At 68.5% G+C, this 12707-nt stretch carries 11 protein-coding genes and 1 pseudogene; 5 read left to right on the forward strand and 7 right to left on the reverse strand.

Annotated elements, in window-relative coordinates; translation table 11 throughout:
* Positions 1 to 28: 28 nt before the first annotated feature.
* On the reverse strand, positions 29 to 748 hold the full coding sequence (locus AB0M14_RS31895; RefSeq protein WP_365001722.1) for an SDR family oxidoreductase: 720 nt from the start codon (positions 746 to 748) through the stop codon (positions 29 to 31).
* A gap of 205 nt (positions 749 to 953) precedes the next feature.
* On the opposite strand from AB0M14_RS31895, the gene AB0M14_RS31900 reads away from it, so the two are divergent.
* The 3 genes from AB0M14_RS31900 to AB0M14_RS31910 all read left to right on the forward strand — a co-directional run bounded on the left by AB0M14_RS31900 (position 954) and on the right by AB0M14_RS31910 (position 4631).
* A complete protein-coding gene (locus AB0M14_RS31900) occupies positions 954 to 2759 on the forward strand; it encodes a hypothetical protein (protein WP_365001725.1) in 1806 nt (601 codons plus the stop codon).
* A 186-nt stretch (positions 2760 to 2945) separates the two neighbouring features.
* Entirely contained in the window at positions 2946 to 3428 is a 483-nt protein-coding gene (locus tag AB0M14_RS31905; RefSeq protein ID WP_365001728.1) for a TrkA C-terminal domain-containing protein, read from the forward strand.
* Between the two features lie 3 nt (positions 3429 to 3431).
* A complete protein-coding gene (locus AB0M14_RS31910; RefSeq protein ID WP_365001731.1) occupies positions 3432 to 4631 on the forward strand; it encodes a cation:proton antiporter in 1200 nt (399 codons plus the stop codon).
* A gap of 25 nt (positions 4632 to 4656) precedes the next feature.
* Here AB0M14_RS31910 and AB0M14_RS31915 read toward each other — a convergent pair whose 3' ends face one another.
* From AB0M14_RS31915 to AB0M14_RS31925, 3 genes are all read right to left on the reverse strand, one after another.
* Positions 4657 to 5865: a DUF418 domain-containing protein gene (locus tag AB0M14_RS31915; protein WP_365001734.1), complete on the reverse strand. Its 1209-nt coding sequence runs from the start codon at positions 5863 to 5865 to the stop codon at positions 4657 to 4659.
* Between the two features lie 112 nt (positions 5866 to 5977).
* Positions 5978 to 6736, reverse strand: coding sequence for a hypothetical protein (locus AB0M14_RS31920; RefSeq protein WP_365001737.1), 759 nt, complete (start codon positions 6734 to 6736; stop codon positions 5978 to 5980).
* Between the two features lie 183 nt (positions 6737 to 6919).
* Complete coding sequence (locus tag AB0M14_RS31925) at positions 6920 to 8305, reverse strand: three-helix bundle dimerization domain-containing protein (RefSeq protein ID WP_365001740.1); 1386 nt, start codon at positions 8303 to 8305, stop codon at positions 6920 to 6922.
* Between the two features lie 379 nt (positions 8306 to 8684).
* Here AB0M14_RS31925 and AB0M14_RS31930 point away from each other — a divergent pair, with 379 nt between their 5' ends.
* Complete coding sequence (locus tag AB0M14_RS31930; protein ID WP_365001743.1) at positions 8685 to 9155, forward strand: hypothetical protein; 471 nt, start codon at positions 8685 to 8687, stop codon at positions 9153 to 9155.
* A 49-nt stretch (positions 9156 to 9204) separates the two neighbouring features.
* On the opposite strand, the gene AB0M14_RS31935 is transcribed toward AB0M14_RS31930, so the two are convergent.
* The gene (locus AB0M14_RS31935) at positions 9205 to 9795 is read right to left on the reverse strand and encodes a TetR/AcrR family transcriptional regulator (protein ID WP_365001746.1); all 591 of its coding nucleotides are present in this window, start codon (positions 9793 to 9795) and stop codon (positions 9205 to 9207) included.
* A 145-nt stretch (positions 9796 to 9940) separates the two neighbouring features.
* Between AB0M14_RS31935 and AB0M14_RS31940 the strand changes: the two are divergent.
* Positions 9941 to 10518 (forward strand): annotated as a pseudogene (locus AB0M14_RS31940) (dihydrofolate reductase family protein).
* 19 nt (positions 10519 to 10537) lie between these two features.
* Here AB0M14_RS31940 and AB0M14_RS31945 read toward each other — a convergent pair.
* Entirely contained in the window at positions 10538 to 11926 is a 1389-nt protein-coding gene (locus AB0M14_RS31945) for a S8 family peptidase (RefSeq protein ID WP_365001749.1), read from the reverse strand.
* A 90-nt stretch (positions 11927 to 12016) separates the two neighbouring features.
* The gene (locus tag AB0M14_RS31950; protein WP_365001752.1) at positions 12017 to 12610 is read right to left on the reverse strand and encodes a DUF308 domain-containing protein; all 594 of its coding nucleotides are present in this window, start codon (positions 12608 to 12610) and stop codon (positions 12017 to 12019) included.
* Between the last annotated feature and the right edge of the window lie 97 nt (positions 12611 to 12707).

The following is a 12707-nucleotide window of genomic DNA, read 5'->3' on the forward strand; positions in this document are numbered from 1 at the left end:
GAGCACGTTCATTGCATGCGGTGCACATTCACCGCAGGTGCGAGGCCCCGTTCACGTCGAGCACCGCCCCGGACGACCAGATCGCCGCCGGTGAGGCGAGATACAGCACCGCCGCGGCGATTTCCTCGGGCGCACCCACCCGCCCGAACGGGCTCTGCGCTTCGACCGCCGCGGTCACCCGGTCGGCGACCCGCTCGGTGGCCACGAAGCCCGGCGCCACCGACGCGACCGCGATGCCGTGCGGGGCCAGCGCCACCGCCAGCGACTGCCCGAGCGCATGCACCGCCGCCTTGGTCGCCCCGTAGGCGGGATGGTCGGGTTCACCCCGGAACGCACCCCGCGAGCCGATATTCACGATCCGCCCCGCGAGCCCCTGCTCGATCATGTGCCGCGCCACCCCATAGCTGACATTGGCGGTGCCCAGCAGATTGACGTTCACCGTCTGCTGCCACACCTGCTGCCAGTCCGCATAAGACGTTTCGGCCAGCGGCTGCGCCAGATTCACCGCCGCATTGTTGACCAGCACATGCACCTGCCCCAACGCCTGAATCGCCGCCTCGACCACCGCGGCGGCGCCCTCGGGCGACCCCACGTCACCGCCGACGAGCGCGTGCCCGGCACCCGGCAAACCGGCCAGCGTCTGCTCCGCCTCCGCCCGCCGCGAGGCGTAATGCACCACCACGCGATCTCCGGCCTCGGCGAACGCGGTCGCGATCGCCCGCCCGATCCCCCGAGAAGCCCCCGTCACCAACACGCCTCGACTCGTCACCCCAGCCAGCCTGCCATGTCGCAAGGACCAGGGCGGCAGCCGATCCGGTGGCTCCCCCGCTCTGATGACATCACCCAACTCCGGCCGGCGAACGACGGCTGAACGGACAGTCCTGCATGCAAATACCCGCACCGCAGTTGGCAACCTGCACGACACCAACCGCCTCTCGCTGACAAATAGCCCAGTGACCTGGACCACGGCGCGTGGCAATGTGCACTGGGTGAAACATACGGTGCGGCACGTAATTCGGTGCGGGTTGGTGGCGGCGGTGGTCGCGGGCGGGGTGTTCGCGCCGGGAGCGGCCGGGGCGCAGGAGGCGCCGCCGGTGTCGGTGGCGGCCGACCGGCAGGAGCAGCCCCTCGCCGTGCGCGACGGAATCGCGGTGTCCTATGTGAGTTTCCGGCTCCCGCTGCCGGCGAACGCGCCCGCACATCCGGACAGCTGCGACCGCACCGGGTTCCTGCGCTACCGCCCCGCCGACGGTCCGGCCGACTCCGCCGACGCCGACGCGATCGTCGTCCAGCAGCAGGGCCTCAACGGCGGTGCGGTCAATTCCGATGGCGTCGCGGCCAATACGGTCCGTTCGGCCAAAACCCTCGACCGCGATGTCGAGTTCTGGGCGATGGCCCGGCGCAGCGCCTGCCTGGACGAGACCTTCGGTTTCGACGCCGCGCTGGCCAGCGGCAACTACCTCGACGCCGTCGACTACTACTTCAACGGCAAGCCGATCGACGGCCACGTTTTCCCCGGCTTCAAAGCCTCCCACGACCTGCCGATCCTGGACGTGATGGGCTTGGAGCGGGTGATCCGCGACCAGTACGAGATCATGGTGCACGAGCTGCCCGATCAGGCGCAGCGCCAGCGCAAGTTCGTGTGCACCGGAATCTCCATGGGCGGCATGGTGACCGGCCTGTTCTCCGACTGGGACTTCGACGGCAACCCGGCCACCCGCGCCGACGCCGGGTTCAACCAGTGCGCCGCCTTCGCCGCCCAGGACACCATGGTGTCCTCGGATCCGGCGGCCATCCAGAACACCCCGTTCTTCCACGACGTCACCAACGCGATCATCAGCCCGACCAACAACGTCCTGAAGGCGGGCTTCGATACCGGCGCGCTGCCGCTGCGCACCTTCGGCCCCTCGCCGATCATCGGCACCAAGGCGTTCATGCTCTACCGCCTGGCCGGTCTGGCCGCCCACCTGGCCCCCGACCAGGAGAGTCAGCTGCTGGCGCACCTGCCCCGGGACCCGGAAATCGAAGCGACGCTGGCGTTCATGTTCGGCCAGAGCTGGGCGTCGGTCGTCAGCGGCGGCGGCAACGGCGAGGGCTCGATCCGGGACTACCGGTTCACCAACGCCGCCCTGCTGGGCACCTTCATCGACAACAACTCCGGCAATTTCGCGCTGCTGCAACAGGGCGTGGGCGCGCTGGCCGGTGGGCCGGTCGCCGAGAAGACCTTCCCGAATCCGGCCCTGGCCACCCAGATCCCGGTGCTGGGCAACTATCTGCGGATGAGCGCGGGCCCGCAGGTGCGGGTCGCCCCGACCGACCGCGGCGTGCTCTACACCTGGCGCAACTACAACGACGTGGCAGGCGTGCCGTGGACCGCGCCGAACCGGGAGACCGCCGACATCCACGAGGTGGCCCGCCAGCTCGGCACCGGCGCGCCGACCGCCTACTGGGAGACCTATTTCCCGCTGCGCGTGGTCGTCGACATCGCCGCCGGCCTGGCCGGCGCCCGCACCGGTGACATGGTGAATCTGCGCTACGCCAACATGTCCCGCACCAAACCGAACTTCGTCGCCTGGGCCGGGGACAGCGTTGTCCAGTTCGGTGTCGGCACCTTGATTCCGACACCGCCGACCGCGCAGGTCGAGCAGTTGCCGGGCTACACCCACATCGACACGATCGGCGCGGCGGCGGTGCAGAACAATGGCAAGCCCGATTACAGCGGCCAACTGCTCGCGGAGTTCATTCGCGGGCTGACGTAATCGATTGCCGGGTAACGGCTTCCGCTGACCCGGATAATCATCGGCACCGGCCGGTGGCACGCAGGGGGTGCCGCCGGCCGGTTCGTGTTGCCGAATCGCCTGGACGTGAGCAAACTCGCGGATACAATCAGACAAATCGGACACCTGAGGTCGGAAGATCAACTCAGGGCCCGCTAACCTGGTGAGGTGAACGTTGAGGTGACCCCCCTGCCCGGTATCGGTGTACGCAAGGAGTTCTCGCTCGCGCGAGGCCGCCGCCGGATCGGAATCATCGATCACAAAGACGGATCGATAGACCTCATCCTCTCCAAGTCCGACAATCCCGATGTCACCGAACAGATTCCGCTGTCCGCGCACGAGGCCGCGGTGCTGGCCAACCTGCTCGGCGCGCCGCAGCTGGTGGCCCAGCTGCGCGAGGAACATCGCGAGTTCGACGGCGTCACCACCCGCCAGCTGCAGGTTCGCAAAGGCTCCCCCTTCGACGGGCGACCCCTGCGCGACACCGAGATGCGCACCCGCACCAAGACCTCCATCGTCGCGGTGATGCGCGCGGGCAACCCGATTCCCTCCCCGGGCCCGGAGTTCCTGTTCACCGCCGGTGATCTGCTGATCGTGGTCGGCACGACCCAGGGTCTGGACGCCGCCGCGGCCATCCTGACCGACGGCTGATCGATGGTCGCTCACCACACCGCCCTCGCTCTGATCCAGCTGGGCGCGGTGATTTTCGGCCTGGGCCTGCTCGGCCGGGTCGCCGCCCGCATCGGCATGTCCCCGATCCCGCTCTATCTCATCGGCGGCCTGATCTTCGGCACCGGCGGTTTGATCGAACTCCAGCACGTCGACGAGTTCATCCATCTGGCCAGCGAAATCGGCGTCGTGCTGCTTCTGCTGCTGCTCGGCCTGGAATACAGCGCCAGCGAACTGGTCACCGGTCTGCGCCGCTCCTGGGCCGCGGGCGTGATCGACGTGGTGCTCAACGCCACGCCCGGCGTCATCGTCGCGCTGGTGCTGGGCTGGGGGCTGGCCGGGGCGATCGCGATGGCCGGGGTCACCTACATCTCCTCCTCGGGCATCATCGCCAAGGTCCTCAACGATCTGGGCCGCCTCGGCAACCGGGAAACCCCCACCGTGCTCTCGATCCTGGTGTTCGAAGACCTGGTGATGGCCGGCTATCTGCCGGTGCTGACCGCGGTCCTGGCCGGCGCCGGATTCCTGGCGGGCATGAAAACCCTCGGCATCGCCCTGCTCGCGATCACCGTGGTGCTGGTCATCGCGTTGCGCTACGGCCGCTACGTGTCGATGATCGTCGACAGCGAGGACCGCGAGATCTTCCTGCTCAAGTTGCTGGGCTCGGCGCTGCTGGTGGCCGGGGTGGCCTCCGCGGTGCAGGTCTCCGCGGCGGTGGGGGCGTTCCTGCTCGGGATCGCGATCTCGGATTCGACCGCGCACGCGGCCACCAAAATCCTGGAACCGCTGCGGGATCTGTTCGCGGCGCTGTTCTTCGTGCTGTTCGGGCTGAGTACCGACCCGGCCAGTATCCCGCCGGTGCTGGGGTGGGCGCTGCTGCTGGCGGTGGTCACCATCGCCACCAAGATCGCTACCGGATGGTGGGCGGCCAAACGCGCCGGCGCGTCCCGGTACGGGCGGGCGCGGGCGGGCACCGCGCTGGTCGCACACGGCGAGTTCTCGATCGTCATCGCCGGTCTCGCGGTCTCCTACAAAGCGGTGCCCGACGAGTTCGCGGCGCTGGCCACGACGTATGTGCTGTTGATGGCGATCGCCGGACCGGTCGCGGCGCGCGTGGTCGAACCGCTGCTGGTGTGGCGGGATCGCCGGGTGCCGGTGGCCGACAAGTCGGGTGGAACCAGCTGATTTCGGCCGGTCCCACCCGGAAACCCTAGGTTCCGGTCACTTTTCGCCACATCGGCACCGACAGATAGGTCGCCGCGCGCAACGCCCACTCGACCGGGCCGTAGGGATGGCGACGCAACCACCAGGCGCTCAGCGCCAGTTGCGCGGCGAAGGTGAGCAGCGCCAACCCCACGACTCCGGCGGGCGGCACCTTGTCGGCCAGCGCGAATCCGTACCCGGTGTAGAGCGTCATCATCACCACCGACTGGAAGATGTAGTTGGTGGCCGCCATCCGCCCCGCGGGCGCCAGCCAGGCCGCGAACCGCCCGGTGCGCAGCGACCGCGCCGCCACCAGGACCGCCGCGATATAGGCGAAGGTCATCAGCGGAGCCACCGCCATCTGCACCGCGGCCCACCACGACGGCAGGTCGACCCATTTCATCGCGTCCGCGAACGTCAACGCCGACACCGGCAGTCCGAGCCCGAACCCGGCCACCAGCACGCGCGGGGTCCAGCGCCGCACCGTGCCCGGATCCTCGAACAGCCCGCGCTTGCCCGCCGCCATCCCGAACAGGAACATCGCCAGGCTCGGCACGCCCTGACCGAACCAGATCGCCAGCAGGAACCCGGGGAACAGCGAGGTCTGCACGTCGAAGGTGTCCGCCGAGCTGCCCACATAATCCGCGTGCAGCCCGGGCAGATCGATGAACAACGCGAGTGCTTCATAGAGGCCCTCGCCGCTGCCGGGCAGCGCCATCAACCCCGTCCACAGCGCGTAGAGCACCACACCGGTGATCACCGCGGTGCGCGGGCGCAGCTTGCGCAACATGATCAAGATCAGGCACAGGAACGCGTACAGGGTGAGGATGTCGCCGATCCACAGCAAATACACGTGCACCAGCCCGATTGCCATCAATGCCGCGCAGCGGCGCAGCAACCGCGCCTGCTCCGAAACGCCCGCGCGCTGAGCCGCCGCGATCTGCAAGGTGAACGAATACCCGAACAGCAGCGCGAACAGCAGATAGAACCGGCCCTCGAACAACGCCCCGACCAGCGCGTGCACCACATGATCGGCGGTGCCGTCGAATTGGCGGCGCGGATGGTCACGGGTGCCGACGAAACTGAACAGCGTGGTCGCGATGACCACGTTGGTGATCAGGATGCCGAAGAGCGCGAACCCGCGCAGAATATCGATCTCGTCGATCCGGCGCCCGGATCTGAGTGCGGGGACGCTGGATTCGATCGTGCCGGACATACTCCGACGGTAGGAGCCCACGGCCCGCACCCGCGTCCGTCCCCGGGCTGATATCCCCGCGGACCACCCCGGGGTTCCGCACCCGAGGACGCGACCTGCGGGGTATTGACAGTCATCCCAGGTCGGCCACTTCCAGGTACAGCTGACGCCGCACCGCCAGTTCGGCGAGGAATCCGGGCTCGGCATCGGTGGCGCGGAACGCCGCCACCGCGATCTCGCCCGCCCGCAACCGCTGCCCCGTGAACTCGCGCTGTCCCAGAATGATCGACTGCGCCTGCTCGAACCCGAGCTCGCTCACATCGTCGACCCGGTCCGGATCGTCCCCGAGCATGTCGGTCACCGTGCCCGGCACCAGCTCGACCGCCACGATCTGATCGAAACTGGGCCGCCGGCAGATCCGGTGCGCCAAATACAGCCGTCCCGCCCGCCCGAAACACAGATGGGTGAGCCGCTCGTGGGCGCGTCGCGCGCCGTGCCCGAGCTCCTCGAAATACACCACCCGCGTGACCCGCGCGACCACGTCACCGAGGACCGGCTCGCCGCCGCGGTGCACGTGGCCGCGGAACAGGGTGCCCCGCAACTCCTTTCGCGGGGAGTCCCGGCGCGGGTCCAGCTCGGTCATGGCGAACTCGCCGGGCACGAAGGTGTGCAGCCCGTCGTAGCCGGTGCGCCGGTCGGCGCCGAGTGCGCGTTTGCCGCGCTCGTCCAGTTCGACAGCCAGGATCACCTGGAAATTGTGCGGCGCCGAGAATTTCGGCAGGTTCGAGAAATAGCAGTCGATCCCGGTGCCGAACACCAGCATGGCGTGGGTGCCGATCGTGCTCGCCGGGCCGCACGTCCGCTCGGGTGCCTGGGTGTGAATCCCGTTCATGCGGAGGCTCCTTCCTGTCCAGCCCCTACCCACGAACGGTGTCACGAAATCGGGTCGAAACCGCGAGTGCCCGGCTACTCGAATCGGACATCAGGGGTACTCGGCAGAACCATTCAGAATCCATCGATAGTGCTCAGCGGGCAAGACCCCAGCGCCGATGGGGTCAACGGGCCGACCAGTACGTCAGTTGTAGGACTTGGCGACCGCGTCCAGCAGACGCTCGAGGGTGTCGTAGGTCGGGGTGTCGACCACGTCGATCAGCTCGGCCTGCACCGGCACCCGGTGTTCGGCGCTGACCTGGGCGAACTGGGTGGCGTCCGCGGTGCGGAAGCCGTGCTCGGCGGCCAGGCGCTGGAGTTCGGGGTCGCTGGAGAGCAATCGCCCGATCCGGTCGCCGCTGCCGCCGAGCGGGACCAGGGTGTGGCGGGAGAGCACCGTCGGGGAGGGATAGGTCAGCACCATGCCGGGCTTGGTCTTGCCCTGCACGGCCGCCTCGACGAATTGCGCCTCGTAGATCAGCACCAGCGGCGAGGGACCCATGCCCGCCGCCAGGTACTCCTGGAACGGGCCCTGCGTGGAGTTCTCGGTGTAGCCCTGGCCGGCGAAGAGCCGCTGCAAGGTCGGCAGCACCGCCTGCTCGGCGGGTTCGCCCTGCACGACCGCGCGATCGTTGGCGACGAAGCCGGCGATCGCGGCGTACATCGCCGCCGAATTGGAGGTCCGCGGGTCGGTGGTGGAGACCAGGATGTTCTTGCGCACCGGGTAGACGGTGTTGCCGGGCAGGTGCGCCCACTCGGTGTTGGTGTTCACCAACTCCAGATAGCGCGCGACATCGAAGGTCGGCACCGGACCCGGCCGCAGCACCCGGGCGGCGGTCAGCAGATCCGCGATCGGCTGGAAGGTCGCGATCGCCATCGGCGAGGAGAACGGGGTGTACTTGGTGTTGATGTTGCGGGCGCGCTGAATGCGTTCGGCCGCCGGGCTGCTGGACGGGAACGCGAAATCGTAGTTGCCGAGATCGACCGAGGTGGCGATCTGGCGTGAGCCCGCGGGCTCCGCGGTCACCTTCAGTCCGTGCTTGGCCAGCGCCTCGACCACGCGCGTGTCCTCGAAGAACGCCATCTTCTCCGAACCGACCACCCCACGTACCACCGTCAACGCCGGCGCCACGGGCGCGGCGGCCGGAGCCGGATCGGGCTGCCGGGCGACCAGCGCCACCACCACGACCGCGACCAGCACCGCCGCCCCCGCCAGCGTCGCGGTGCGCCGGTCCAGCGCGAACCCGGCCCGCGCCGCCCGCCGGCGATCCGCCCGCGAACTCGACTGCTCCACCGCGGCGGCCGCTTCCTCGATGACGCTGCCCTGCGCCGGCGGCGCCAGTTCCCGGTGCACGATCCGCTCCACCAGAATCGGCACGAACTCCCGCACCGGATGCCCCTCGAACCGCAGCCGCACCGCGCTCAGCACCGCGTGGATCTCCGCCGCCGAATGCGTCTCGCTGTAGTCCTCGAGCAGACTGTCGGTCAACCGGCGCATCGCCTGTTCTTCACGGACAGTATCGACAGCCACCGTTTCTCCTCGCGCACACAGCCCCGCCACATGATCGAACCGGGCCGAACCCTACCGGTAATCGAGCGCCCCGCCACCCGCCGCGAACCCGCTCCCGGCGGCGTAATCCGCTGCGCCGGAAGCGGTCTCGGGCCAGGCGCGCACTCTTACGCCCAGGTCAGCGCCGTGGGCTCGCCGCGGATCCGCCCTCCGGACGCGTCCCGCCGCACTGGGCCCGCCCGGAGAATTCAACACCGTCTCCACCGGCCGCCATCTGCTGTTGTCTCCGAGTTCACCCCCGCGGCCTGCTCGGATCGTCACCCCGATCCCGCTCTGCTAGCGTGGGAATTCGCCAGGCAAGTGCCGGTTCCGCACAGTGTGCGCGAAGACGGGAGCCATCATGCAAGGCATTCTGAAGATCGCGGCCGTAGCCGCCCTGCCGGTGTTCGCGCTGGTCCTACCCGCCGCACCGGCCGCCGCGAACCCGCTGTCCTTCGAACCGGCCCAGGTCGCCGGGCCGGGCCTGGGCTGCTCGGGCAAGGTCAGCGCCGAGGTCTCCGCCAGCCAGGGGCAACAAGCCCGAGAATTCGCGAACTTCATCGACAGCACCGCGCGGGTCACCGTGAACTTCGCCCCCGACGCCAACCCCTTCGGCTCCCTGTCGGCCGCCTGCCAGATCACCACCACGGTCACCATGCGCAACCTCGACACCGGCGCCAGCCTCACCGAAACCAAGACCACCCAGCACGACGGCCACTACGGCTGGAACGCCGCCTTCTTCCACCTCAACGGCGCCGGCCGCGTCGCCGTCCAGGTCAGCACCAACCCCAACCCGGCCGAACTCACCATCGACGTGCCCGCCCCGTACTGAGAACGACCGCGCCGCGCCGGTAGGGCCGAAAGCGATCCGGCTCGATCGGCTATCGCGGTGCGAGACCAGTGAGCGCGTTGTCGAGCAGGTCGGGAATGTGGGCCGGGTCGAGCGCGGCAGTGCCCAGAATCAGCCGATAGTAGATCGGCGCGTAGAGCTGTTCGACCATGACCCGGGTGGGGATGTCGTTTCGAAGTTGTCCTGCGGCAATAGCTTTGACGAGCCGCATTTCGCAGTTGATGGAATGGGGTTCGGTGATGGTCTGGCGGACCGCCGCCGACAGGTCGGGATCGGACTGGGCTTCGGCCAGCACGCCGCGGTAGACGGTGCCCACGTCGCCGTTTAGCAGGTTCAGCAGCCCGGTCATCTGGGTGGTCAGGTCGGCCACCAGATCACCGGTGTCCGGGAACCCCAGGCCGGTACTGACCTTGGCACTGATGGCGTCGAGGGTGAGCACGCCCTTCGATGACCACCAGCGGTAGATCGTCGGCTTGCCGACACCGGCGGTGGCGGCGATGGACTCGATCGTCACCTTCGCATAACCCCGCTCCGCGACGAGCGCGAAGGTGGCGTCGAGGATCGCGCGTCGAGATCGTTCACTGCGTCGTGCGGGGGTCGATGTGCCGGATGCCGGGGTCATGAGGGCGCAGTCTACCTCAGTGAAACGTTACGTTTCGTGTTGACACTGGAATAGACGGTGCTCTAGATTCCCTCACGTTACGAAACGTTCCGTAACGGCAAGGGTTCGGACAATGGTCCGGATCGACGAGTGACCAGGAGATCTCATGCGCACACTGATCAGCTCCGCCTTCATCTCCCTCGACGGCGTCGTGGAAGCCCCGGGTGGCGAGCCCGGCTACCGCAACTCCGGCTGGACGTTCAACTCAGGCATCGAGTTCGTACCCGAGGCATTCGAGATCAAAGGCCGCGAACAGCAGCAAGCCACCGCGATGTTGATGGGCCGCACCAGCTATGCGGCATTCAGCCCGGTATGGCCGGACATGGCGGACTTCGTGGACTACAAGGAGATGCCCAAGTTCGTCGTCTCGACCACGATCACCGACCGGGACCTGGTCACCAACTGGGGTGCGACCACGATCCTGCGCTCGATCGAGGACGTCGCCGCGCTCTCAAGCAGACCGAAGGCGGTCCGATCATCGTGCACGGAAGCGCGGCCCTGAACCGGGCACTGTCCGACGCCGGCCTGATCGACCGCTACCACCTGCTGGTGTTCCCACTCCTGCTCGGCGCGGGCAAGCGCCTGTTCCCCACCACCGACAAGGACACCCAGAAGCTGCAACTCGTCGAGTCCCAGGCCTACTCGAACGGACTGCAGCTCAACGTATTCGACGTCACCCGCTGACCTTCGGCAGTGCCGTCGGTCAGGTGGTGAGGGCTCGCAGGTCGGGCAGGTTGCCGATGCGCTGGGTGGCGGGGCGGTTGGGGGCGGCGGTTTGGGGCGAGCCGGTGGCGCGCAGGCGGGCGCGGATTTCGGTGGGGGTCAACCGGCCCGGGCCGGTGGCGCGGATGCCCTGGTAGCAGGCGATCGCGCCGACGACGATCGGGGAGGCGCTGGAGGTGCCGCTGAAGGTGTCGGTGTACCAGTAGTCTTCGTCGTCGCCGCCCTGGAGGTCGCCGTAGCCGGTGGTGGTGACTTCGCGGCCCCAGCCCTGGGTGTCGACGCGGCTGCCGTAGTTGGAGAAGGCGAGGCGGGAGCGGGCGGGGCCGTGGTCGCGGCCGTGGGTGCCCGGGGGTGGGGCGCCCGCGCCGACGATGATCGCCCCGGAGTCCTCGGCGCGGAAAGGATTGCGCCAGGTGGCCGGGAAGCCGGCGGGGCGGGTGTCGTAGAGGGTGGCGTCGAGGTTCTCGCCGCCGTTGCCCGCGGCTTCCACCACGATCACGCCGCGGGCGTGGGCGTAGCGGATCGCGGCCAGATCGTCGGGCCACCATTCGATGGCGATGTAGCCGGCCTGGTCGAGGCGGTCGGCGTAGTTGTGGCGCGGGCCGGGCCGGTGCAGTTCGAGCAGGACGACGTCGCCGGGACTGAGGGCGTCGGCGGCGGTGCGGATCGCGGCGGCCGATCCCGGACCGAAGATCGATACCGCGCGGATCACCGAATCCGGTGCGATACCGGTGATTCCGAGCGCGTTGACGTCGCCGCTGATCTCCCCCGCCACCGCGGTGCCGTGATTGCGCCAACCCTCGTCCTCGGCGGACTGGCCGCCGATCACACCGCCCTGGTTCTGGGTGAGATCCTCATGGCTGAAGCGCCACGCGCCCTCGATGTCGATCACCCGCACCCCGGTGCCGCGCCCGCCGGGCTGGGTCCAGGCCCAGCGCGCGTCGATCCCGGCCGGTGCGGGGTCCAGATATCCTTGCCGCGCTTGGAAATCCGGGGTCACCGGTGGCGCGTCGGCGAAGGACCGGGACGCGGTCTGCAACGGCGCGAGGGGCGGTTCGGCGCCGGGTTTGACGTAGGCGCCGTCGACCGCGTCGTCGGCACGCAGCCGTTCGGCGATCACGTCCAGGTCGTAGACCGCGCCTTCGACGGTGAAATAGTTCAGGTAGTCCGCGCCGACGGGTTCCTGATCGGTGCCCGCCAACCGGCCCGGCAGCCGGTTGGGCGGTCCGAAGATGCGGCGCAGCCGCGCGCCCAGCGGCAGCAGCGTACTCAGATGCTCGGCGGTGGCGAGATTGTCGCGCAACGCGATCGGCTGGATCGGCGCGCCCGCACCGGCGGTGACGACGATGAGTTCCGCCGGTGACCGCATCGTCGCCGGTTCCTGCGGTCGTGCCGAACTCCGACGTTGATCAGTAGGTGCCATCTACCCAGTGAACCCGCTGCGCGAATTCGCCGCCAGTCATCCACCGCGCGTCGCGGGCACCCGCGCCGGGCCCGGAATGCCTACCAGCGCACCGGCACCCGCGAGGAGCAGCTCCAAGATCCCGAGCACGATCAGCCCGAAGCCGCCGGCCAGCGCCAGCGATTCCAGGGTTTCGACCGGCAAGGCCAGCATCATGATGCCCAGCGCCAGGGTGAACAGACCGAACAGTTCGTGGCGCACGCCGTTGGGCAGCCGGTCGTCCCAGGCGGCGACGGTGGCATGGGTGATCCCTCGCACCGACCACGCGATCCCCAGCCACATCGCCAGCAGCAGCACCGTATTGCCGCTGTAGAGGCACAGCCCGGCTAGCAGCATCGAGATCGCTCCACTCAAGAACACGAGAGCGCGCAAAGCCACAGCAAACTTCGCACCGATGGCGATCCACATCTGCAGTAACGCATTGATCAGGAGATACAAACCGAACAGCAATTCCGCGACCGCGACCGTCTTCTCCGGCCAAACTGCGATCACCGCACCGAGAATCACGGTCGCTACCCCGGCGGCGAGCACCGCTTGCCGACCACCCAACACTCTCGGTTCCGCACGCCCCACACCACCGTTTTCGGGCATAGACCCATGATATGGGCGCTTGCTGCCAATAACCCGCGGTTTGCCCGCAATTACGGTGCGTCGGTGTTCTTCCGTGTGTCCCCGACAAGATCATCCG

Origin of the sequence: Nocardia sp. NPDC051832, from assembly GCF_040681285.1 — a bacterium.
Lineage (GTDB): Bacteria > Actinomycetota > Actinomycetes > Mycobacteriales > Mycobacteriaceae > Nocardia.